The organism is Collinsella sp. CLA-ER-H4, from assembly GCF_040092395.1.
Taxonomy (GTDB): Bacteria; Actinomycetota; Coriobacteriia; order Coriobacteriales; family Coriobacteriaceae; genus Collinsella.
Genome location: NZ_JBBNLQ010000003.1, coordinates 112159 through 134168 on the forward strand (window position 1 = coordinate 112159; position 22010 = coordinate 134168).

Consider the following 22010-nt stretch of genomic DNA (forward strand, 5'->3'; position numbering starts at 1 on the left):
TCCCCGTAACCTATACGAACGTGATTGCATAAGCGTCACATTAGTATCTGTCGGCTCCCGAGTGTTCCTAAACGTTGTGTGCTTGTCGCACCCTTCTGTAGGTCCTAGCAATCGGGGCCCCGTAGTTCGAAAGGGGTCCACCTTTGAGTGAGATTCAGAACTCGTCCATTTTCTCTCTTGACGATGTCAACGAGGAGGAGATGAACAACCTCATCGACGGTACGATTACCGACTTTGATGAGGGCGATCTCGTTAACGGCACTGTCGTTAAGATCGAGCATGACGAGGTGCTCGTTGACATCGGATTCAAGTCCGAGGGCGTTATCCCGGTCCGCGAGCTGTCCATCCGCAAGGACGCTAACCCTGCAGACATCGTTGCACTCGGTGATCCCATCGAGGCTCTGGTTCTCCAGAAGGAGGACAAGGACGGTCGTCTGGTCCTGTCCAAGAAGCGTGCCGAGTACGAGCGTGCTTGGAACCGCATCGAGGAGAAGTTCAACTCCGGCGAGAACGTCGAGGGCGAGGTTATCGAGGTTGTCAAGGGCGGCCTGATCCTCGACATCGGCCTGCGTGGCTTCCTGCCCGCTTCCCTCGTCGACCTCCGTCGTGTCAAGGACCTCACCTCCTACATGGGCACCCGCATTGAGGCCCGCGTCATCGAGATGGACCGCAACCGCAACAACGTCGTCCTCTCCCGTCGCGTCGTGCTCGAGGAGTCCCGTAAGGCCGAGCGCTCCGAGATCCTGTCCAAGCTCAAGTCTGGTATGCGTCTCCAGGGCACCGTTTCCTCCATCGTCGACTTCGGCGCCTTCGTCGACCTCGGCGGTATCGACGGCCTCATCCACATCTCCGAGCTCTCTTGGAACCACGTCAACCATCCTTCCGAGGTTGTCAAGGTCGGCCAGGAGGTCGAGGTCGAGGTTCTCGACGTCGATCTCAACCGCGAGCGCATCTCCCTGGGTCTCAAGCAGACCACCGAGGATCCGTGGCGCGCACTGGTCAAGAAGTACCCCGTCGGCGCTATCGTCGAGGGCACTGTGACCAAGCTTGTCCCGTTCGGCGCTTTCGTCGATCTGGGCGAGGGCATCGAGGGCCTGGTGCACATCTCCGAGATGGCCAACAAGCACGTCGATCAGCCTTCTCAGGTCACCCACGTGGGCGACAAGGTTCAGGTCAAGGTCATGGAGATCGACCTCGACCGTCGTCGTATCTCCCTGTCCATGAAGTCTGCTGCTGAGACTCTGGGCGTCGAGATCGAGGTTACCCCGCTGCCTTCCGAGAAGAAGGACGAGGAGACCGACGCCGAGTAAATCGGTTTGACGATCACTTGTTTAAGGGATCCGTCCGCAATGGACGGGTCCCTTTTTGCATTTGGTGCCGAGATGCATGATGCTGCCCATGCTATCCACAAGCTATTTGGTTGTCGGTGCATGAAAAAATGCCGACATCCCGCCTCGGGGAGGAGGCGGGAACGCACCGAGTAGACGGAGGGGTGCGGAGCGCGGTCGCGTCTCGACTGACGACATTGCCCATCGACAACCTTATTGTACTGCATGGTGTGGTTCTTGGTTTATCGTGTCGAACGCTTGCGTTGTGCCATTGCCTGCGGCAACGGTGTGCTACACTTTTACACTGCTGAGTGGGCCAGACGGTCGCGCGATGTGCTACTTGCAGCACGCGTGAGGAAAGTCCGGGCTCCAGAGGGCGGGATGCCGGCTAACGGCCGGGCGGAGTGATCCGACGGAAAGCGCCGCAGAAAAGAAGACTCCCACCTGCGCCGCAAGGCGTAAAGGGAAAAGCTGAAACGGTGGTGTAAGAGACCACCAGCGTCGTGGCAACACGGCGGCTTGGCAAGCCCCATCCGGAGCAAGCGCGAATAGGAACGCTATGGGCCGGCCCGGTCCGCGTTCGGGTAGCGTGCGTGGAGCTGCACGGTAACGTGCAGACAAGATAAATGACCGTTCACGACAGAACCCGGCTTATAGGCCCACTTGGCACTTTGTTGACGCTGCGAACCCGTCAGCGCGGCAATCTGCCTTTCAAGCCTTCGGGCATGACCATAAGGTCAATGCCCTCGTCTTTCAAGGCACCTTGCTCGCGCTGACGGGTTCTCGCCTTCGACGGCGTCAGCTGGCCGATTTGGCGCTCATTCGTCGGTCGCCGCCATAAGGCGTGCTCCCTCCTCTTTCGGGCCAAATCGACTCAGCTGACGCCGTCTCGCTGTCTTTGCCTGGTCATTGACGTTGCCGTTCTATTTACTGGGGCTAACGGTACGGGCTTTGCCTTATTATTGAGGCTGTTTGTTGCTTTGCTTGTTGTTGAGGGGCTTTGTTGGACAGCTATTTTACTCTGCAATCGAATATTGAGGCTTCGGGCGAGTTTGTGGACCGCAAGAGCCGGTTTATTGCCCAGCTGGTCCATATTGAGTCCGAGGATGAGGCGAATGCCTTTATCGAGATGGTTCGCAAGCGTCATTACAACGCTCGGCACAATGTTCCCGCGTGGATTTTGGTCGATGGACGCGAACGCCAGAGCGATGATGGTGAGCCGAGCCGCACAAGCGGTATGCCGACGCTCGAGGTGTTGCGCGGCGCGGAGCTCAAAAATGTTTGCTGCGTAGTGACGCGCTATTTTGGTGGCACGCTGTTGGGGCCTGGTGGCTTGGTACGCGCCTATACCGCGGCGACGCAGGCAGCGGTGGCCGCGGCTCAGGAGGCCGGGCAGATCGTTGAGATGACAAGCGTCGTGCCGGTTGACGTGCATGTGGCCTATCCGCAGTACGAGCAGGTACTTCGTTTGGCGCAGGATTCGGGTGCCAAGGTTTCGGATACCGATTACGCGGATGCCGTGACACTTCATTTGGTGTTTAAGGCGGGGGAGCAGGAGCCATTTTGCGCTAAGATGCGCGAGCTTATGGCGGGGCGCGAGGAGATTGAGGTCGGTGCTCCCGAGTTTGCCGAGTTCTAACGACGACGGCCGGCGTGCTTTTGGATGGATTCCAAGCGCGACGGCCGTCGTTTTTCTGTTGCTGCCGTTTACTCGGCGAGCTGCTTTAGCACATCGCAGGCGATCTCGACGGCATCGTCGATGCAGCCGGGACAGCTGCGGAGCGGACCCTTGTCCGATCCGATGCCTTTGAGCGTGCCGCAGATGGTCGTCGTGTTCTTCTCGCCAAAACGCTTGGCGATTTCGCGCGACAGCTTGTAGGTCTGGCCCTTAGTCTTGGGGTTTTCCATGCCGTCGCTCATCACGAAGCCCATGATGGCCACGGCGCCCGAGATGGCGCCGCAGGTCTCGGTCATGCCACCCATGCCGGCGCCAAAGCCCTCGGTGAGGGTAAAGGCGGTCTGGGGGTCGAGCCCGACGGCGGGCGCGAGCGTGCAGGCGACGGCCTGTGCGCAGTTGAAGCCACGGGCGTGATATTCGGCAGCTTGAACCTGACAGGCGGTGATGTCGAGCTGGGCCGTATCGATTTGCTTCATCGTTGTCTCCTTGGTCACGGTGTACCCGCCTATGGTACCCGTGACGGGGCATGTAATCATCGAGAGCTTCATGTATGCCTCATTTTTATCTATCGAGCAAATGCCCAAGGCTTGAGATAAATACCCCTGATCAATTTGTCCCTTAACCTACCTTGGGGATGGGTTGAGAGGGGTACAGGGTAGCGGTATCGTGAACCGAATAAAACTAAAACCCAGGCAAGGGAGCTAGATATGAGCGAGCAGACCATCGGTACTACATGTGTTCAGGGCGGCTATCACCCGGGAGATGCCGAGCCGCGCCAGGTGCCCATCTACCAGTCCACCACGTGGAAGTACGACACGTCCGAGCACATGGGCAAGCTGTTTGACCTAGAGGAGTCGGGCTACTTCTACAGCCGTTTGCAGAACCCCACGTGCGATCTCGTTGCCGCCAAGATCTGCGAGATGGAGGGCGGCACCGCTGCGATGCTCACGAGCTCGGGCATGGCGGCGAATTTCCTCGCGATCTTTAACGTGGCCGGTGCCGGCGATCATGTGGTCGCGAGCTCTGCTATTTACGGCGGTACGTATAACCTGCTCGCCCACACCATGGGCCGCATGGGCGTGACCTGCACGTTCGTCGCCCCCGACTGCACCGATGAGGAGCTCGAGGCAGCCTTTGAGCCCAATACCAAGCTCGTCTTTGGCGAGACGATCGCAAACCCCGCCCTTGCCGTGCTCGATATTGAGCGCTTTGCCAAGGCCGCGCATGATCACGGTGTACCGCTGATGGTCGACAACACCTTCCCGACACCCGTGATGTGCCGTCCCTTTGAGTGGGGCGCCGACATCGTCACGCACTCCACCACCAAGTACATGGATGGACATGCTGCCTACCTGGGCGGTGTGATCGTCGACCACGGCCAGTTTGACTGGATGGCCCATGCGGACAAGTTCCCGGGTCTTACCACGCCCGATGAGAGCTATCACGGCGTGACCTATGCCGAGAAGTTCGGTCGTGAGGGCGCCTTCATTACCAAGGCAACCGCTCAGCTCATGCGCGACCTCGGCCCCATGCAGAACCCGCAGGCGGCCTTCTTCCTGAACAGCTCGCTCGAGAGCCTGCACGTGCGCATGCCGCGTCATTGCGAGAACGGCCTGGCCGTTGCCAAGTTCCTGCAGAGCCATCCCAAGGTGCGCTTCGTGAGCTATCCGGGCCTGGAGGGCGACAAGTACTACGACATGGCTCAGAAGTACATGCCCAACGGTACCTGCGGTGTTGTGAGCTTTGGCTTTAACGGTGGTCGCGCGGCGGCCGAGACCTTTATGAAGAGCCTTAAGCTCGCCCAGATCGCCACGCACGTGGCCGATGCGCGTACCTGCTGCTTGCATCCCGCTAATGCCACGCATCGCCAGATGAACGATGAGGAGCTCATCGCCTGTGGCATTTCTGCCGACATGGTGCGCCTGTCGTGCGGCCTCGAGGATACGGCCGATCTGATTGCCGACCTTGAGCAGGCGCTCGAGCAGTGCTAGGCTAGCGTTCGTGCGAGGCGCCGATGCTGGCAGAAAGCTTCGGCGACCTTTCGTTCCGATTCCGTAGGCGGGACCCCAATTGCGGCTGTTTGCATGCGATTGGGCCCCGTTTTTTTTGCGTTGGGCCACTCGAAAGGATGGATATGGAGAAAACTGCAGAGCAGCTGCGCCGCGAGCACATTGCCCTAGAGGGCGACACCCATGGCAAGAACAAGTGGGCGATTCTGTTTACCGTGCTCATCATGACGTTTATGGTGTGTCTGGATTCGACCGTCGTGACCGTGGCGCTGCCCGTGATGCAAAAGGAGCTGGGCGTGGGCCTCGATCGCATTCAGCTGGTAAGCTCGGTGTATCTGCTTGCGACATGCGTGGCTATGTTGCCGTTTGGCCGTCTGGGCGACGTGCGCGGCAAGGTGAATGTGTTCCAGCTGGGCGTCATCGTCTTTTCGGTCGGTTCGCTGCTGTGCGACCTTTCGTCCTCGCTCGAGGTTCTTATCCTGGCACGCATTGTTCAGGGTGTCGGTTGCGCGGCGGCCATGGCCAACAACATGGGTATCATCACCGAGTCGTTTCCGGCGCGCGAACGAGGCCGTGCCATGGGTATTCTCGCGACCTTCGTGGCCCTCGGCATGATGTGTGGCCCCGTGCTCGGTGGCATGCTGGTGGCAAGCTTTCCCTGGGAGAGCATCTTCCTCATCAACCTGCCCATTGGCGTCATCTCGTTTATCGTGGGGCTCTACACGTTGCCGCATGTTAAGCCGGAGGCCGGCGACCGTCCCATGTCCCTTGCCGAGGCCACTCGTCGCTGCTTTGCAAATTCGGCCTTTACCATCAACCTTGCCTGCATGCTCATCGTGTTCGTTGGTATTGGCGCATCCGAGTTTATCCTGCCGTTCTATTTTCAGGACGCCCACGGCTTTGGTTCCGACATTTCCGGATTGCTGTTTTTGGCGCTGCCGATGGTGAATGCCTTTATCGGCCCGCTTTCGGGTGCGGTTTCGGACCGTGTTGGCTGCGAGGGTCCCACGGCGGTCGGCCTGGGCGTGTACGTGTGCGGGCTCTTTGCGGTAAGTACGCTCGACGAGCACTCTTCCATCCCTGTGATTGTGTGCTGTGCCGCGTTTATGTCGTGCGGTACGTCGATTTTCCAGAGCCCCAACAACTCGCTGTACATGGGCTCGGCTCCGCGCGAGGCACTTGGCTTTGCGGGTAGTCTGGGTAGCCTGGCGCGTTATGCGGGTATGGCACTCGGCATTACGGTGGCGTCGAATATCCTGTATGGACAGATGAGCGTGGCGATGGGCGAGGCCGTGACCAGTTTTGTTGCAGGACGTCCGGATGTGTTCCTGTTTGGTTTCCGTTCGGTGTTCTATGTGTTGATGGCTGTGGCCGCTGTGGGCTTTGCGCTTGCCATGGTGCGTTTGGTGAAGATGCGCGCCCGCCATTAGCGTGTTGGGAGGCTGTCTGCCACGATTCGCGCCGTCCCAAAAAGACTGGTTTGTGGTGCGATGCGGCTTGTGGGACGGGCGGGGGTCGGTCCGTGGTAGACTATCGAACAACGTTTATTAATCGCGCGGTATCGTTGCCGCGAGAAGGGGTTGCGCCATGCAGGAGCTTGAGGATCGTATTCGCCATGACGGCATCGTAAAGGCCGGTAACGTCCTTAAGGTTGATGCCTTCCTCAACCACCAATGCGACGTTGAGCTGTTCGACCACATGGGCGCCGAGTGGGCCCGACTGTTCGAGGGTGTCGAGATCAACAAGATCCTGACGATTGAGGCTTCGGGCATTGGCATGGCTTGCATCGCGGCTCAGCATTTTGGCGGCGTGCCGGTGGTCTTTGCCAAGAAGGCGCAGTCCATCAACCTCGACGGCGAGCAGTATGCCACGACCATCTACTCCTTTACCAAGCAGAAGGAGTACCCGGTCATTGTGGGTAAGCGCTTCCTGTCCGAGGGCGACAAGGTCCTGATTATCGACGACTTCCTGGCCAACGGCTGCGCGCTTGAGGGCCTTATTAAGATCTGCGAGGCTGCGGGCGCCGAAGTTGCCGGCATTGGCATCGCCGTTGAGAAGGGCTTCCAGGGCGGCGGCGATAAGCTCCGTAACCGCGGCTTCCGCGTTGAGAGCCTGGCGCGTATCGCCGATATGGACTGCGAGAACGGCGAGATCACCTTCGCCTAAGCGCGCAACACAAGCGATTGGTATGCGATGTGACAAAGGGACTGTCCCTTTGTCACATTTTTTGTATGAGGGGAGGTGTTGATATGGATGAGAATAAGATGGGATGGCGCGAGTATGCGCGCTATGCCGAGATGTCGGCCGAGGAGTTGGCGCGCGATTGCGAGGTGCAGGTGTTTCGCGCGACGGGTCCGGGCGGACAGGGCGTGAACACGACGGACTCGGCGGTACGCATGAAACATATCCCTTCGGGGATTGTCGTGACGGCGCGTGAGAGCCGCAGTCAGTTCCAGAATCGTGCGAGCTGTTTGCGTAAGCTGAGGGCAGAGCTTGAGCGTCGCGGGCGTCCACCGCGTCGACGCGTAAAGACCAAGGTGCCTCAACGCTCTCGCCAGCGCAGGCTCAACGACAAACGCTTCAACGCCATTAAAAAGGCCAACCGACGCAAACCGGGCAGCGACGAATAGCCTCCTTGTAAGTTGCGGTGAAATAGGGACTGTTTATGCAGCTAAAGCCGCAAACAGTCCCTATTTCACCGCAACTTAGGGGTGGCTAGTGGGTGGGGTGCCAGACGTGGAGGGCGCCGCCGAGGACGTCGACCTCGATGCGCGAGGCGACAACGGGCTCCCCGTCGGCCTGGATGGGGTAGTCGGGCTCCTCAAAGGTAAGCTCGGCATGGCGACAGCGGCGCATGCGAACCGGTGGCAGCTTGGTATGGTGGCCATCCTTGGCCGAAAGGAACATGGGAAGCGCGACCGCACGAGGGACGGGGCCGCAGGCGTAGCAGACGTCGAGTATGCCGTCGCACGGGTCGGCGTCGGGGCAGATGCGATAGCCCGAACCATAGGTGGGGCCCAGCTGAATCGCCATGATAATCGCCCTTACGCGCTCGGCGGGCGCGCCGTCAAAGCTGACGGTCATGGGGTAGTTGCGATAGCGCAGGCCAAACTGCTCAAGTCCCGAAAGAGTGTAGAGCGGAGCGCCGGCGAGGCCCGTCTTTTTGCGCAGCTCGGTGGTGCCAAGGCCGATGGCGGCATCGATACCGACCGAAAGCGTCTGGTCGTAGTACTCGACGATCGCCTCGCCGCTGCCGCTTGCGGGGTTCCATGAACGAATGCGCCCGATGTCCTGACGCTGCAGCTCGCAGGTGAGCAGCGCGCCAAAATCCTTGCCGGAGAAATCGTCGATGCCGAGCGTTTGGGCAAAATCGTTGCCGGAGCCCACAGGTAGGATGGCAAGAGCGGGGCGGGCGTCCTCCTTTTGCGTCATAAGCCCGTTGACGACTTCGTGGATCACGCCGTCGCCGCCGAGTGCGATAACGGTGCGATAGCCCGTTGCCTGGGCGGCTAGCTCCTTGGCGTGTCCCATGCGCTCGGTCAGCACCAGGTCAAACTGGGATGTGCGCGCGGTCATGTCCAAAAAGCGCTGCAGGCGCTCGGCAACCTCATGCGCGGCGCCCGACTGGGCGGCAGGATTGGCGATGATGAGGGTGCGACCAAAATCAGTTGCGTGCATGGGGCGACTCCCGGTGTGAGACATGGCAGTGCGGTCGTGCTCGGGTCGAATTGTCCCCGATTGTGGCTGCACGGCGATTATTACATCTACTCTATCAGGTCGTTGTGGCGCTCGATAGCATCCGCTACCGTACCGCCCTCATCCACAATAAGCGAACGGCGCTTGGGTGAGATGATGCGCTGGGCGGGGTACACGCCGCGGTGTCCGCCGGTTAGGTAGCTGATAAAGGCCACGATGACAAAGAACCCGGCGGCCGTGCCGTGGAACAGGTCGATGGCCATCATGCAGGTGGTGATGGGCACGTTGAGGCCGGCGCAGAACACACCGAGCATGCCGAGAGCCGCCAGAAAACTGGGGTCGAGCCCGGTAAGGCAACCGATCCAGCCACCGAGTGCCGCACCGATGCCAAACAGGGGCGTGACCTCGCCGCCTTGGAAGCCAGCGCCCAGGGTGAGCGCTGTGACGACCAACTTGATGGCTGCGTCCGCCAGGGTGGTGTTGCCGGCAAATCCGGCGCCGGAAAGCCACGTGGAAAGGCCGGCGTAGTTCCAGGCGTCGAGGAGGGCATAGGCGGCCAAAACCACGAGTGCGCCCATGAGTGCGCGAACGAGGTAATTGGTGATAAAGCGACCGTACAGGCTCTTGACGGTTCGAACCGACCAGGCAAAGAGGCGTGCCGTCAGACCGAAGATAATGGCGCTGATAACAACGATGACGACCGTTTTGGGCGTCATAGCGGGAACGCTGGCGATAACATTCGCCTCGTACTCGGTTCCCAAGGCAAGCGATGTAAAGTAGCCGGTAAACGAGGCGAACAGGCAGTAGATGCCCGCGGTGTAGTCGATCTTGCCGATAAAGCACATCTCCATGCCAAAGAAAGCCCCGGCAAGGGGTGAGCCGAATACGGCGCCAAAGGCCGACGAGATGCCCGCGAGCATGAGGTCGTGGTGGTCATGCTTTTTGAGGTGGGCGAGGCTCGAGATGTTGCTGGCGATGGTGCCGCCAATCTGCACCGCAGCTCCCTCGCGACCGGCCGATCCGCCCGTTAGGTGCGTGAGCGTGGAGCAGACGAAGGTGAGGACGGCCATGCGCATATGGATGAGGCGTGTGCCCAGAGCGGAGTCGATGACCAGGTTGTTACCGCGTTTGGCGGCAAGACCGTGGTTTTTGTACACCCATGCGGTGGCAACGCCCACAACGGGAAGCAGTGCGTAAATCCACGCATGGTGCTCGCGATAGTCGGTGGCGATATTCAGCGAGGCCAAAAACGCCCAAGCGGCAACGCCCATGGCGAGCGAGACAATGACGACGAGCGCGAGCAACTTGGCGCTCGCGAGTAGGTTGCGGGCGTTGCGGCGCGTGTCGGCAGCCAAGAGATGCTCGGAGCGGGTAAGTTGATGCCTGCCTGCCGTGATGACGTCGTTCAGGGAGAAAAAGCCGCCATCGTCGAGCGGCTGGGAATGATTCTGCGTTTCGTTTGCGCTTTCGGGTTTGTCGTTATGAGCCATACGTTCCTCTTTTAGGTTGCAACGCAAGCATTATAAAACGCGGCAAACGCGACGAGCCGGTGGGTTGGTTTCCATTCTGTTTCGCGGCTTGCGGCCGACAGGTGTATTTACTGGTACAGGCTGAGTCGCGGTCGTGCGTCGGGGGATTATACTGAGAAAAGCATAAAGAATCGGCGCCCCTGTTGTGCGCCGTGACATTAAGAGGTGCATATGGCAGAGAAACTCATTCCGTTGAATGACGCACAGTCGATTATCCTGTCGCACGTTGCTCCGACCGATCTCGTCGAGATACCCGTGTGGCAGGCCGCCGGCCTTCCCTTGGCCGAGGACGCGGTGGCCGATATCGATATCTCGCCGTTTGCCAACAGCGCTATGGACGGATATGCCGTGCGCTCGGCGGACTTGGCACAGGCATCTGGCGAGGCGCCGGTGACGCTCGACGTTATCGGACACGAGGCCGCGGGCCATGTCTTTGAGGGCACAATCGGCACGGGCGAGACCGTCCGCATCATGACGGGCGCGCCGGTGCCCGAAGGTGCCGATGCCGTGGTGAAGTACGAGATCGTCGACGTACTCGATGGCGACGGCAACGAGGGCTCGCACGTTCGCTTCTCGGCGCCTGCCAAGGTAGGGGAGAACGTTCGCTCTGCCGCCGAGGAGGCCCATGCCGGCGATGTTGTGATGCATGCCGGCGAGGTCGTGGCTCCGGCGGGCGCCGGCTTGCTGGCAAGCGCCGGATACGCGAGCGTGAAGGTGCACGCTGCCCCACGTGTGGGCATCATCTCGTTGGGCACGGAACTGGTCGCACCGAGTAAGGTACCGGCGCGCGGTCAGATTCGCGATTCCAACTCCTCGGCGCTGATGGCCGAGGCACTCGATGCCGGCGCCGAGCCCGTTTTCTACGGCATCGCGCCCGACGATGAGCAGGCGATTGCCGAGTTGGTGCATCGTGCCGTGCAGGAGTGCGATTTTGTCATTACGAGCGGCGGTGCCTCGGCGGGCGATTACGATTTCGTGACAGCGCTCGTCCGGCGCGAGGGCGAGGTGCTGTTTGACCGCATCTCGATGCGTCCGGGCAAGGCCATCACGTTTGGCTTGCTCGGGGGTAAGCCCTACCTGGGGCTTTCAGGCAATCCGGCCGCGGCGTACGTGGGCTTTGAGATGCTCGCCCGTCCGGCAATTCGCAAAATGCGTGGCTTTGCCGAGGGGGCGCGCCCCGTGCAGCGAGCGGCTCTTACTCACGGTGTGAAAAAGCGCCAGGACCGACGCTTCTTCGATCGCGCCACGGTTTTGCGCGACCCCGAGACCAGTGAGCTGTTGGTGACCGAGGCCAAGACGCAGAATTCGGCGCTGCTCGGCACGATGCAGCGGTCCAACTGCCTGCTGCGTATTGACGAAGGACCGTGCGAGCTCAAGGCGGGCGACGTCGTGGATGTCGTGCGTGTCGACCTGCCCGAGGGCACGGTGTTGTAGGAGGAAGACTATGGAGTTGAAGATTTCGATCGTGACGTGCTCGGATACGCGCGATCTTGCTCAGGACGAGGCTGGAGCCGCACTCGAGGAACTTATCGAGGCGCAGGGCTGGACGGTCGCCTCGCATGTGGTCGTGCGCGACGACGCCAGCGAGATCGGTGATGCCATTGTGGAAGCTGCCGATGAGTGCCACGCCAACGTCGTCCTCACCTGTGGCGGCACGGGACTTTCGATGCGCGACGTGACGCCCGAGGCGACGCGTGCCGTCTGCGACCGCGATGTGCCGGGTATTGCAGAGGCAATCCGTGCGTACTCCATGACCAAGACGCGCCGCGCTATGCTCTCGCGCGCCGTGTGCATGCAGCGTGGGCATACGCTTGTCATCAACTTTCCGGGATCCACGAAAGCGGCCCGCGAAAGCTGGGAGGCCATAGCGGACCAGCTGGAGCATGCGGCTCAGATGACAGCGGGCGGCGGACATACCAACTAGGTGGTTTACCTGCGGCGGGGCGACCTGAACGGCTGCTCCGCTTTTGTTTTCCGCCGAAGCGACGCCGAGGTGCACGGTAACTCGAAACTATATTCTCTGACGAGAATAATTTCTCACTATCATTATTCTCGCAGAAGTATAATCTGATTGCAGATTAAAGCCCGCGGTGGGGTACCCGGGCACAAGGTCCGAAAGGGTTGAATATGTTCGATATGGTTTCACGCCGCGGTTTTGTCTCGCTTTCTGCTGCCGCTGCCGCCGGCCTTGGCCTTGCCGGCTGCTCGGGCAACAAGACGTCCGAGCCCGCTGGTTCCGATGCCGGCTCCGTCAAGTCTTCCTCTAAGAAGAAGGCTGTCGAGCTGCAGGTCTTTGCCGCTAACTCGCTCGAGAAAGCTCTGCCCGAGGTTCAGGAGCTCTACACCGAGCAGACCGGCACCACGTTTGCCGACACGCAGTTTAAGGCGTCTGGCGACCTTGTCGAGCAGATGCGCGCCGGTGCCGCCGTCGACGTGCTCATCACGGCCTCCAAGGGCACCATGGATGACGCTGAGACCGCTGAGCTCGTCGACACCGACACCCGTGAGGATATGTTCGTCAACGACCTCGTGATCATTCGCGCCGAGGGCTCCGACACCAAGGTCGAGGCCATCGCCGACGTCGCGAATCTGGACGGTAAGATTGCCATCGGCGACGCCAAGACCGTCCCCGCCGGCAAGTACGCCAACCAGGCGCTGGCTTCCGTGGGCCTCTATACCGGTACCGAGGGCGACGACGGCGAGTACGCGCCCGAGCTCGCCGACAAGGTAGCCCTGGCCGACAAGGTCGGCACCGCTGCGTCTTACGTCTCTACAGGCGACTGCGTGGCGGGTTTTGTCTACAGCTCCGATATCTTCCGCTACGACGGTATCGAGGAGGCCTTCGTGTGTCCCGAGGACTCGCACAAACCCATCGTGTACCCGGGCGCCGTTGCCGATAGCTCCGAGCATGCCGACGAGGCCAAGGCGTTTATCGACTTCTGCCTGTCCAACAAGAAGGCTCAGAAGATTTGGGCGAAGTACGGCTTTGAGCTTTCCGCGTAGTGCGGCTTGGCGCGATAATTCCATCGTTTTGTGTTTCACTCCGTCCTTGTATTTGCTTGGAGCTTTTCGTGCTTAATAGATTCCGCATGCTTGTCGCCTGTGCTTTGACCTTCGCGCTTTGCTGGGTGCCGGGATTTGCGTTTGCTGGGGACGTTGAGGACGGGGCCCAGGTTGCTGCGACCGCTCACGGGCTTTCCTATGGGATCGAGGGTTTTGAGCGGTTGGCCAAGGGGACCGCTCGTGCCATGGAGGGCCAGCCTGAGGGCTACCGTTTTCCCGTTGACGAGGACGTGGACCTTGTGGTGGCGCCTGCTGCCGATCGCGTTGTGGTGTGGATATCGCCCAAGGCGGTCGAGAAGTATGGATTGGATCCGCAGGATAACGAGTGCGTATCGGGTCTCAAGGCCCTCGTTTGTAAGCTCGACAGCGCAAACTGCATGGGAGGTGCGCAGCTAGGGGACGTGGATCTTCCTTGGTATGTTACGGCGGAAACAACGTTTGAGACCGGCGGGTATACCTATGGCTTTGACGAGCGCGGTGCGGATGAGGACCGCTATGTGGTGATTGCATCAGCCTCGGGTGATGCCAAGGGCGGCGCGCGTTGGCTTGATAGCGCTCAAATGGTAGAAGCATCGTCTGTCGTGTTGCGGGATGAGCAGGGCCCCTTGACCTCTCTGGCCTCCTTTTTGGGCGGCATCGACTACCGACCGTTTTGGGTTTCCATCAAAACGAGCGGTCTTGCCCTGGTGATCGCGTTTGCACTGGGCCTGTTTGCAGCGTGGAAGACTATGGGTACCTCGAGTCGCATCAAGGGCTTGCTCGACTCGGTCTTTACCATCCCTATGGTGCTGCCGCCTACGGTGTGTGGCTTTTTGCTGCTTATGCTGTTTGGCCGCTCGACCGGGGTTGGCCAGTGGCTGATCGCGCATGGTGTCTCAATCGTCTTTACCTGGCCGGCAGCGGTGATATCTGCCGTGGTGGTGTCGTTTCCCCTGGTCTACCGTACGGCGCTCGGTGCCTTCGAGAGCCTCGATACGCAGATGCTCGACGCCGCGCGAACCCTGGGATGGTCCGAGCGTCGCATCTTTGCCAAGCTTATGATGCCGCTTGGCTGGCCCTCGATTGCCGCCGGCACGGTCCTCGCCTTTGCCCGTGCGATGGGCGAGTTTGGCTGCACCCTGTTCTTTGCGGGAAACTACGCCGGTATTACGCAGACCATTCCCATCGCCATCTACTTTGAGTGGATGGGCGGCAACACCTCGGTGGCCCTCTTTTGGGTCGCCGTCGTGATCGTGTTCAGTTTCCTGGTCATTCTGTTCATCAATATGTACACGGCGCATTCGCAAAAGTACCGCGAGCGCGGCCTGTCCCGCGTGGAGCGCAAGCAGGCCAAGCAGCTGGGCGGCCAGACCGATTCGCTCGCCCCAGTCGGCGGCGATGCACTGCGTATCGATCGCGAGGCGTTGGCCGAGCTTATGCGCGATGACACGGTCGCAAAGGGAGGTCGATAAGCCATGTCGCTTGTTCTGGATATCAAAAAGCGCTATCCGGGGTTCACTCTCGACATGCAGCTTGAGGCCGGCGAGGAGCGCGTGGCGCTGCTGGGCGCCTCGGGTTGTGGTAAGAGCTGTACGCTGCGCTGCATTGCCGGCGTGGAGACGCCCGACGAGGGCAAGATCGTCGTCAACGGCGTGACCTTTTTTGACTCGTCGGCAGGCATTAACCTGTCGCCCCAAGAGCGCAAATGCGCCTTGCTGTTCCAAAACTATCAGCTCTTTCCCAACATGACGGTGGCCGATAACGTATGTGCCGGTGTAAAGGACGTGGGCGACGCCGCCGCACGCAAAAAGCTCGCCGAGCGCTATCTGGGCATTTTCGGTCTGGCTGATTTCGCCGACCGCTATCCCGCGCGCCTCTCGGGCGGCCAGCAGCAGCGCGTGGCGCTCGCGCGCATGGTGGCGGCGCACCCGGGCATCTTTATGTTCGACGAGCCCATGAGCGCGCTCGACTCCTATCTTAAGAGCGCGCTTGAGCAGAACATGCTCGACCTGTTCGATGTGTGCAACCGTACCGTGCTCTACGTGAGCCACGATATTGACGAGGCATGCCGCCTGTGCGAGCGCATTTGCGTGATGCATAACGGGCATGTGGAGGAGATCGGCTCCGTCGAGGACGTGGTTCGCCGGCCGCAAACCTTGGCTGCGCTGCGCCTGACGGGCTGCAAGAATACGAGCCGCGCGCGCAAGATCGGGCTTCAGGAAGTTGAAGCCCTGGACTGGGGCATGACCTTCAACGTGGGCCGTGAGGTTCCCAATAACGTGGCGTACCTGGGCATTCGTGCGAGCTACTTCCATGTGGACAACCGTGCCGAGCGGGGCCGCAACAGCTACGACCTGCACGTGGCGCGCGTGAGCGATTCGCGTTTTGAACGCCTGGTGCTGTTGGATGTGCCGCGGGCCGATGCGCCCACGCGTCTGCAGTGGAAGGTGAATAAGGTGAGTGTACCCGTGGAAGAGCTGCCGCAGGCGGGTGAGACTCTGCGCATGCATTTTGATGCAAGCAGGATTCATCTCGTTTGCCGATAATGCGGGTGCGATGCGGTCGAGGAGGTAGTCCTCGACTGCTTTGTTTTCACTTCGCCGTTCGCCGATTTCTACATGACTAAACCTTATCATTCTGATAATTAATTATCAGATAGTGAGACGCTCGCATCCCGACGCTGTCGTACGCATGTCGGCGGTGTTCGTCTGGACGACAACCGTTGATATAGTTACCTTCGACGAGAAAAGGAGGGCGCGCTGATGCCGCAGAAGACATATTCGCGTCGCGTTGCCGCGCGCGCCCTGTATATGGCTCGGAGCCGCATATGAGCAGGTATGTTCACGGCTCCGGGAGAGACGACGCACAGCTAAATAATCGACCGCAAAGCAGGTTCCCCAAAATTCCGGGTTTAGGCGCGGCTGGGTTTTCGCCACCCACCGTGCAGCAATACCGTAGCTATTCATTTTTGGTTCGAGAGGGGAACCATCATGGCTGAAGAATTCGATTTCCATCCGATGTGGGAGAGCCTCGGCATGAATCTTGCCGACCACGACATGCTGCTGGGCGCCGTGGGCCAGATGTACGGCGATATGTTCCTGACGCAGAATAATCGCCCCAAGTCCACGTCCTACCTGGACTTTGTGGCCACCAACATCCATAGCGGCCGCATTAAGGAGATGCTCGACAAGAAGGAGGCCGGCGAGGCCACCAAGATCGTGGGCTCGTTCTGCGTGTACGTACCCGAGGAGATCGTGCTTGCCTGTGACGGCATTCCCGTGGGCCTGTGCTCGGGTGCCGACTGGGCAACCGACAAGGTCGAGGAGCACCTGCCGCGCAACACCTGCCCGCTCATCAAGAGCTTTGCCGGCTTTAAGCTGGGCGAGGTCTGCCCCTACATTGAGTCGAGTGACTTGGTGGTGGGCGAGAACACCTGCGATGGCAAGAAGAAGGCCTACGAGTTCTTTGCCACGCAAAAGAACATGTACGTCATGGATATTCCCAACGTGCACGACGAGTCGACGCTCGTGACCTGGAAGGCCGAGGTCAAGAAACTCGCCGCCAAGATCGAGGAAGAGTGCGGCGTCACGATTACGCCTGAGCGTCTGAAGGTCGCCATCCACTCCGTCAATGAGAAGCGCCGCGCCCTGCAGCGCCTCGCTGCCACGCGCGCTGCCGACCCTGCGCCCATCAGCGGTCTCGACAGCCTGCTGACCGTTCAGGCTGCCTTTATGGACGACACGCCGCGTCTGACCGGAGCCATCAACGACATGGCCGCCGAGTGCGAGCAGCGCGTTGAAGCCGGCGAGGGCGTGGCGCCCAAGGGCACCAAGCGCATCCTGTACACCGGTACGCCCATGGCCGTGCCCAACTGGAAGCTGTTCAACCTGATCGAGAAGGCCGGTGGCGTCGTGGTGGGCGAGGAGTCCTGCACGGGCTCGCGCTACTACAAGGACCTGGTCGACGAGTCCGGCGAGACGGTCGACGAGATGCTCGACGCCATCGCCGAGCGCTACTTTAAGATCAACTGCGCCGTCTTTACGCCCAACGACCAGCGTATGAAGGACATTGTCCAGATGGCCAAGGACCTGCATGCCGACGGTATCGTCGACGTGGCCCTGCAGTTCTGCACGCTCTACGAGATGGAGTCGTTTGCCGTGGAGAAGGCCGCCGAGGAGGCCGGCATTCCGTTTATGCACATCACGACCGACTACGCCGGCGAGGACGCAGGCCAACTGCAAACCAGGATTGAGGCTTTCTTGGAAACCATTTAGGGCTATCCGGTCCAGCGGCTTCCCCAAGCACCCGATCTTGCCGTTCAAACCATCGCTTGCATACCAAAGTACGCGGCGCTCCTCTTTCACGGCAACCTCGGGCACCTGGGAAAGCCGTTTCCTTGGTTGGTTAAAAGGTTTGTTAAGGAGTTATATGTCGGAAAATATTGAGCAGCCGTTGCCGTCCACGTTTGAGGAGTTCAACGAGCAACGCAAGGCGGCGTTTATTCGCGTCAAGGATTATAAGCAGGCGGGTAATCGCCTGGTCGGTTTTCTGTGCAGCTACACGCCGCTCGAGATTATCGATGCCGCGGGGGCTGCGAGCGTGGCGCTGTGCGGCACGTCCGACGAGGTGATTCCCGAGGCCGAGAAGGTGCTGCCGGCAAACCTGTGCCCGCTCATCAAGTCTACGTATGGTTTTGCCTATTCGCAAAAGTGCCCGTTTACGTACTTTAGCGACATGATCATCGGCGAGACCACCTGCGACGGCAAGAAGAAGATGTACGAGCTACTCAACGAGCTCAAGCGCACGCACATTCTGCATCTTCCGCAGGGTCGCGATCGCGCCTACGAGCGTGAAGGCTGGTACGAGGAGTGCCGCCTGCTCAAGGAGGAGCTCGAGGGCTTCTACGGCATCACGATTACCGACGATGACCTGCGTGCTGCCGTCCGTCGTCGCAACCGCTTGCGTGCGGCCCAGCTCGAGATGTTTGCGCTGCAGGCCAACCAGCCGGCGGCCATGAGCGGCATCGACCTGATGAGCACTATGTTTGCCGGTACGTTCAGCTTTGATATCGAGGCCTATACGCAGCAGCTGGAGCAAAAGGTCGCCAAGCTGCGCGAGGCCTACGACGCGGGCGAGCGCCCGGTTGCGGCGGACGCCAAGCGCATTCTGATCACCGGTTGCCCGGTGGGCGGTGTGATCAACAAGATCGGCCGCACCATCGAGTCCAACGGCGGCGTGGTCGTGTGCATGGACGACTGCTCGGGTGAGCGCACGGCGGCTATGATGATCGACCCGGACGCGCCCGACATTCTGCGCGCCATCGCCGACCGCTACCTGGATATCAACTGCTCGGTCATGACGCCTAACGACGGCCGCATGGAGAACACACTGACCATGTGCGAGAAGTACCATGTCGATGGCGTGGTAGAGAGTGTGCTACAGGCCTGCCACACCTTCAACGTTGAGAGCGCGCGCATGCAGGAGGCCGTCGAGGGTGCGGGTATTCCGTATATGAAGATCGAGACCGACTACAGCAACGGTGACATGGGCCAGATCGAGACGCGCATCGCCGCCTTCATCGAAACCCTGTAGGACAAATGCGGCAAAGGGATAGTTGCTTTGCCGCATAGAAGGAGGATGCCGTGGTTGGCATTGGTATCGACATAGGCTCGACGGCCGCGAAGGCTGCAGTGGTGGAGACGGACGGCGCCATTGCGTGGACCTGCGTCATGCCGACGGGGTATTCGTCGGTCGATGCGGCCGAGCGCTTGCGCGGCGAGCTCGCTTCAGCCGACTATGACGTGGCTGCCGACGACGTGCGCGTGATCGCGACCGGCTACGGCCGTGTCGCCGTGCCCTATGCGCACAAGGTCGTGACCGAGATCACCTGCCACGGCACCGGTGCCGTGCGCCTGTTTGGCGATCACGGCACGGTGATTGACGTGGGCGGCCAGGACACCAAGGTCATTCAGCTTAAAAGTGGCCGCGTGGCCAAGTTCGCCATGAACGACAAGTGCGCTGCCGGTACGGGGCGCTTTTTGGAGATCATGGCCGACCGTCTGGGTATTTCCCAACAGCAGATGGCCGACCTTGCGCGTTCCGGTGAGCCCACCAAGATCAGCAGCATGTGCACGGTGTTTGCCGAAAGCGAGGTCATCAGCCTGATCGGTCGCGGTGAGCCGCGCGAGAACATTGCACGTGGCGTGATCGACAGCGTGGTCTCGCGCGTGGCGACCATGGCCGGGCAGGCCGCGGGCGCCCCGTACTACCTGACCGGTGGCCTGTGCGAGAACGCCTTCGTGGTGGAGCGGTTGGGCGAGCTGCTGGGGTCGCCGGTGACCACCTCGCCCCAGGCCCGCTTTGCCGGTGCCATCGGCGCGGCTGTCCGCGCCGCCGCCTTGGCCTAGGGGTGTACCGCGACATGCGCATCCTCAATATCTCGGCACAAAAACCAGATAGCACCGGCAGCGGCACCTACCTTGCCGCGCTCGTGCGCGAACAGATCGAGACGGGGCATCGCGCCGCCGTGCTTTGCGGCGCGGCACCGGGTGATACCCAAGGCGAGCTGGACCGGCGTGCTGCCGTGTTTGCCGTACCGTTCGAGTCGCCCGAGCTGCCGTTTCCCATCTGCGGTATGTCCGATGTCATGCCCTATCCCTCTACACGCTATCGTGACCTGACGCCTTCGATGCTCAAGGCATTTGAGCGGGCATTTGCTGCTGCAATCGATCGGGCGGTGGCTGAGTTTCGGCCCGATCTGGTGCTCTGCCATCACCTGTATCTGGTGACCGCATTGGCGCGCGAGTGCGTCCGGGGCGTGCCGGTTGTTGCCGTGTGCCATTCGACCGATCTGCGCCAGCTTCGTTCGCATGCGCTCGAGCGCGATCGCATCGTAAGTGCGGTTCGTCGGCTCGATGCCGTCTTTGCGCTCCATGCTGAGCAGGCTGAGCAGATTGGCCTGGTGTGCGGCGTCGATGCCGATCGCATCCACGTGATTGGGACGGGCTACGACCATCGCGTCTTCTGCCGCGACGCAAGCGTGGCGAGGCGGCCGGGATCGCTTGTGTACGTGGGCAAGATTTGCTTTAAAAAGGGCGTCGAGTCGCTGGTTCGAGCCGTGTCATTGCCGATTGACGATGACGTCCGCCCATCTGGCTTGGTGCTTGTGGGCGGTCGCGGGGACGATGCCGAGTACGCGCGTGTCGAGCGCTTGGCCGCGGCCTCGGATGTGCCGGTGACGCTGGCGGGGCGCCTGGATAGCGATGGGCTCGTGCGCGCCTACCGCAGTTCCGACGTCTTTGTGCTGCCTTCGTTTTACGAGGGTCTGCCGCTCGTGACGATCGAGGCCCTCGCGTGCGGCTGCAAAGTTGTGGCGACCGATTTGCCCGGCGTTCGTCCCTGGATGGAGGCTATGCTTCCCGGCGCTCCCGTGACGTGGGTGGCGCCGCCGCGTATGACGGATGTCGACACGCCCGAGGCGGCCGACCTTCCGTTGTTTGAGCGCGCACTGGCAGATGCTATCGCGCAGGCGCTTGCGGCGCCGCCTTCGACGTTCGAGCCGTCGGCGGTCTCTTGGGAAGCGTGCCTGGGGCGTATACTTAAAGTCGTTGATTTGTTGGAAGGGGGTTCGTATGGCTAAGGACACCATTAAGCTCACATCCATGACGGCCGCGAGCGGTTGAGCCGCTAAGTTGGCTCCCGGAGCCCTCGCCCAGGTCCTGGGCGATTTACCCAATGTGCATAACGACAACTTGCTCGTGGGGTTCGATACCTCCGACGATGCGAGCGTCTTCCGCGTAGGGGAGAACCTTGGGCTCGTGCAGTCCATCGACTTCTTCCCACCGATGGTCGACGACCCGTTTCTATTTGGCCAGATCGCCGCGGCAAACTCACTGTCGGACATCTACGCCATGGGCGGGCGGCCGAGCCATGCCATGAACTTGCTGTGCATCCCGAGCTGTCTGGGCGTTGAGGTTGCCGGTCAGATTCTGGCGGGCGGCGCCGACAAGTGCGTCGAGGCGGGTTGCTCCATCGCGGGCGGTCACACCGTCAACGACGACGAGCCCAAGTACGGCCTGTCCGTGAGCGGGTTTGTCGCGCTCGACAGCATGCTCGCCAACAGCGGCGCGCGCGTGGGCGATGCGTTACTGCTGACCAAGGCGGTTGGCTCGGGCATCATCACCACGGCCATTAAGGGCGAGCTCATCGAGCAGGACGAGGCCGCAGCCATGTTTGACTCGATGCGCACCCTCAACGAGGCTCCGATTCGTCTGGCCGAGGGACTTGAGCTTCACGGCTGCACCGACATTACGGGCTTTGGTCTGATCGGGCACGCGTGCGAGATGGCCGAGGGCTCGGGCGTGCAAGTTGAGCTTGCGTCGGGGGCGGTGCCACTCTTTGACCAGGTGCTCGACATGGCGCGTTTGGGCATTATCCCCGCGGGCTCCTACCGCAACCAGGACTTCTTTGGCCCGCGCGTGACGGCCGACGAGGACCTTGAGCCGGGCATGCTCGACGCGCTGTACGACCCGCAGACGTCTGGTGGCCTGCTTATCGCGGCACCTGCTGCCGATGTGGATGAGCTTGCGAGCCGTCTACATGCCGAAGGACGTATCGCCGCCGTCGTCGGGCGCGTGTACGAGCCGGTACCAGGCGGTCCTGCCGTTCGCGTTGTGCATTAAGGAAAACCGTTTATGCGACCGCCTACTGTTCTGGGCGGTCCCTTTTG

Annotated in this window: 18 protein-coding genes, 1 other RNA gene and 1 pseudogene; 17 read left to right on the plus strand and 3 right to left on the minus strand. The window is 60.9% G+C overall.

Annotated elements, in window-relative coordinates; genetic code table 11:
* Positions 1–143: 143 nt before the first annotated feature.
* The 3 genes from rpsA (at position 144) to AAAX34_RS03905 (ending at position 2967) form a co-directional block, all read left to right on the plus strand.
* Positions 144–1310, plus strand: a complete 1167-nt coding sequence (gene rpsA / locus AAAX34_RS03895; RefSeq protein ID WP_022095232.1) for a 30S ribosomal protein S1 — start codon at positions 144–146, stop codon at positions 1308–1310.
* Positions 1311–1636: 326 nt separating this feature from the next.
* An RNA gene (gene rnpB / locus AAAX34_RS03900) (RNase P RNA component class A) lies at positions 1637–1998 on the plus strand.
* 330 nt (positions 1999–2328) lie between these two features.
* Positions 2329–2967, plus strand: a complete 639-nt coding sequence (locus AAAX34_RS03905; RefSeq protein ID WP_215673429.1) for a YigZ family protein — start codon at positions 2329–2331, stop codon at positions 2965–2967.
* Positions 2968–3035: 68 nt separating this feature from the next.
* Here AAAX34_RS03905 and AAAX34_RS03910 read toward each other — a convergent pair whose 3' ends face one another.
* Complete coding sequence (locus tag AAAX34_RS03910; protein ID WP_349110033.1) at positions 3036–3482, minus strand: C-GCAxxG-C-C family protein; 447 nt, start codon at positions 3480–3482, stop codon at positions 3036–3038.
* A gap of 231 nt (positions 3483–3713) precedes the next feature.
* Between AAAX34_RS03910 and AAAX34_RS03915 the strand changes: the two genes are divergently transcribed.
* The 4 genes and pseudogenes from AAAX34_RS03915 to AAAX34_RS03930 all read left to right on the plus strand — a co-directional run.
* Positions 3714–4997 carry an O-acetylhomoserine aminocarboxypropyltransferase/cysteine synthase family protein gene (locus AAAX34_RS03915; RefSeq protein ID WP_349110034.1) on the plus strand — a complete coding sequence of 428 codons (1284 nt, stop codon included), beginning with the start codon at positions 3714–3716 and terminating at the stop codon, positions 4995–4997.
* A gap of 143 nt (positions 4998–5140) precedes the next feature.
* Positions 5141–6445 (plus strand): MFS transporter, encoded by a 1305-nt coding sequence (locus AAAX34_RS03920; RefSeq protein WP_349110035.1) that lies wholly within the window; start codon positions 5141–5143, stop codon positions 6443–6445.
* A 157-nt stretch (positions 6446–6602) separates the two neighbouring features.
* A complete protein-coding gene (locus AAAX34_RS03925) occupies positions 6603–7181 on the plus strand; it encodes a xanthine phosphoribosyltransferase (protein ID WP_349110036.1) in 579 nt (192 codons plus the stop codon).
* 164 nt (positions 7182–7345) lie between these two features.
* Positions 7346–7645 (plus strand): annotated as a pseudogene (locus AAAX34_RS03930) (peptide chain release factor-like protein); the annotation flags it as partial.
* A gap of 85 nt (positions 7646–7730) precedes the next feature.
* Here the strand turns inward: AAAX34_RS03930 and AAAX34_RS03935 are convergent.
* Entirely contained in the window at positions 7731–8693 is a 963-nt protein-coding gene (locus tag AAAX34_RS03935; RefSeq protein ID WP_349110037.1) for a diacylglycerol kinase family protein, read from the minus strand.
* Positions 8694–8779: 86 nt separating this feature from the next.
* The gene (locus AAAX34_RS03940; RefSeq protein WP_349110038.1) at positions 8780–10201 is read right to left on the minus strand and encodes a chloride channel protein; all 1422 of its coding nucleotides are present in this window, start codon (positions 10199–10201) and stop codon (positions 8780–8782) included.
* Positions 10202–10411: 210 nt separating this feature from the next.
* Between AAAX34_RS03940 and glp the strand changes: the two genes are divergently transcribed.
* From glp to selD, 10 genes are all read left to right on the plus strand, one after another.
* On the plus strand, positions 10412–11674 hold the full coding sequence (glp, locus tag AAAX34_RS03945; RefSeq protein WP_349110039.1) for a gephyrin-like molybdotransferase Glp: 1263 nt from the start codon (positions 10412–10414) through the stop codon (positions 11672–11674).
* Between the two features lie 10 nt (positions 11675–11684).
* On the plus strand, positions 11685–12164 hold the full coding sequence (locus tag AAAX34_RS03950) for a MogA/MoaB family molybdenum cofactor biosynthesis protein (protein ID WP_349110041.1): 480 nt from the start codon (positions 11685–11687) through the stop codon (positions 12162–12164).
* A gap of 203 nt (positions 12165–12367) precedes the next feature.
* Positions 12368–13243 (plus strand): molybdate ABC transporter substrate-binding protein, encoded by an 876-nt coding sequence (gene modA / locus AAAX34_RS03955; RefSeq protein ID WP_349110042.1) that lies wholly within the window; start codon positions 12368–12370, stop codon positions 13241–13243.
* 68 nt (positions 13244–13311) lie between these two features.
* On the plus strand, positions 13312–14754 hold the full coding sequence (modB, locus tag AAAX34_RS03960; RefSeq protein WP_349110043.1) for a molybdate ABC transporter permease subunit: 1443 nt from the start codon (positions 13312–13314) through the stop codon (positions 14752–14754).
* 3 nt (positions 14755–14757) lie between these two features.
* Positions 14758–15828 carry an ATP-binding cassette domain-containing protein gene (locus tag AAAX34_RS03965; RefSeq protein ID WP_349110044.1) on the plus strand — a complete coding sequence of 357 codons (1071 nt, stop codon included), beginning with the start codon at positions 14758–14760 and terminating at the stop codon, positions 15826–15828.
* 444 nt (positions 15829–16272) lie between these two features.
* Positions 16273–17556: a double-cubane-cluster-containing anaerobic reductase gene (locus AAAX34_RS03970; RefSeq protein WP_349110046.1), complete on the plus strand. Its 1284-nt coding sequence runs from the start codon at positions 16273–16275 to the stop codon at positions 17554–17556.
* 154 nt (positions 17557–17710) lie between these two features.
* Positions 17711–18874, plus strand: a complete 1164-nt coding sequence (locus AAAX34_RS03975; RefSeq protein ID WP_349110048.1) for a double-cubane-cluster-containing anaerobic reductase — start codon at positions 17711–17713, stop codon at positions 18872–18874.
* A gap of 50 nt (positions 18875–18924) precedes the next feature.
* The gene (locus AAAX34_RS03980) at positions 18925–19689 is read left to right on the plus strand and encodes an acyl-CoA dehydratase activase (protein ID WP_271737876.1); all 765 of its coding nucleotides are present in this window, start codon (positions 18925–18927) and stop codon (positions 19687–19689) included.
* A 14-nt stretch (positions 19690–19703) separates the two neighbouring features.
* Positions 19704–20921 carry a glycosyltransferase family 4 protein gene (locus AAAX34_RS03985; protein ID WP_271737875.1) on the plus strand — a complete coding sequence of 406 codons (1218 nt, stop codon included), beginning with the start codon at positions 19704–19706 and terminating at the stop codon, positions 20919–20921.
* Positions 20914–21963, plus strand: a complete 1050-nt coding sequence (gene selD / locus AAAX34_RS03990; RefSeq protein ID WP_349110050.1) for a selenide, water dikinase SelD — start codon at positions 20914–20916, stop codon at positions 21961–21963. Before AAAX34_RS03985 ends, selD begins: the two co-directional genes overlap by 8 nt.
* Positions 21964–22010 lie beyond the last annotated feature (47 nt).

What these genes read in the sequence shown, in the direction of transcription:
- glp (WP_349110039.1), top strand. Translation starts at nt 10,412, where the DNA reads ATGGCAGAGAAACTCATTCCGTTGAATGACGCACAGTCGATTATCCTG.
- AAAX34_RS03985 (WP_271737875.1), top strand. Translation starts at nt 19,704, where the DNA reads ATGCGCATCCTCAATATCTCGGCACAAAAACCAGATAGCACCGGCAGC.
- AAAX34_RS03925 (WP_349110036.1), top strand. Translation starts at nt 6,603, where the DNA reads ATGCAGGAGCTTGAGGATCGTATTCGCCATGACGGCATCGTAAAGGCC.
- AAAX34_RS03940 (WP_349110038.1), bottom strand. Translation starts at nt 10,201, where the DNA reads ATGGCTCATAACGACAAACCCGAAAGCGCAAACGAAACGCAGAATCAT.
- AAAX34_RS03915 (WP_349110034.1), top strand. Translation starts at nt 3,714, where the DNA reads ATGAGCGAGCAGACCATCGGTACTACATGTGTTCAGGGCGGCTATCAC.
- AAAX34_RS03975 (WP_349110048.1), top strand. Translation starts at nt 17,711, where the DNA reads ATGTCGGAAAATATTGAGCAGCCGTTGCCGTCCACGTTTGAGGAGTTC.
- AAAX34_RS03950 (WP_349110041.1), top strand. Translation starts at nt 11,685, where the DNA reads ATGGAGTTGAAGATTTCGATCGTGACGTGCTCGGATACGCGCGATCTT.
- AAAX34_RS03965 (WP_349110044.1), top strand. Translation starts at nt 14,758, where the DNA reads ATGTCGCTTGTTCTGGATATCAAAAAGCGCTATCCGGGGTTCACTCTC.
- AAAX34_RS03910 (WP_349110033.1), bottom strand. Translation starts at nt 3,482, where the DNA reads ATGAAGCAAATCGATACGGCCCAGCTCGACATCACCGCCTGTCAGGTT.
- AAAX34_RS03920 (WP_349110035.1), top strand. Translation starts at nt 5,141, where the DNA reads ATGGAGAAAACTGCAGAGCAGCTGCGCCGCGAGCACATTGCCCTAGAG.
- AAAX34_RS03970 (WP_349110046.1), top strand. Translation starts at nt 16,273, where the DNA reads ATGGCTGAAGAATTCGATTTCCATCCGATGTGGGAGAGCCTCGGCATG.
- AAAX34_RS03935 (WP_349110037.1), bottom strand. Translation starts at nt 8,693, where the DNA reads ATGCACGCAACTGATTTTGGTCGCACCCTCATCATCGCCAATCCTGCC.
- modA (WP_349110042.1), top strand. Translation starts at nt 12,368, where the DNA reads ATGTTCGATATGGTTTCACGCCGCGGTTTTGTCTCGCTTTCTGCTGCC.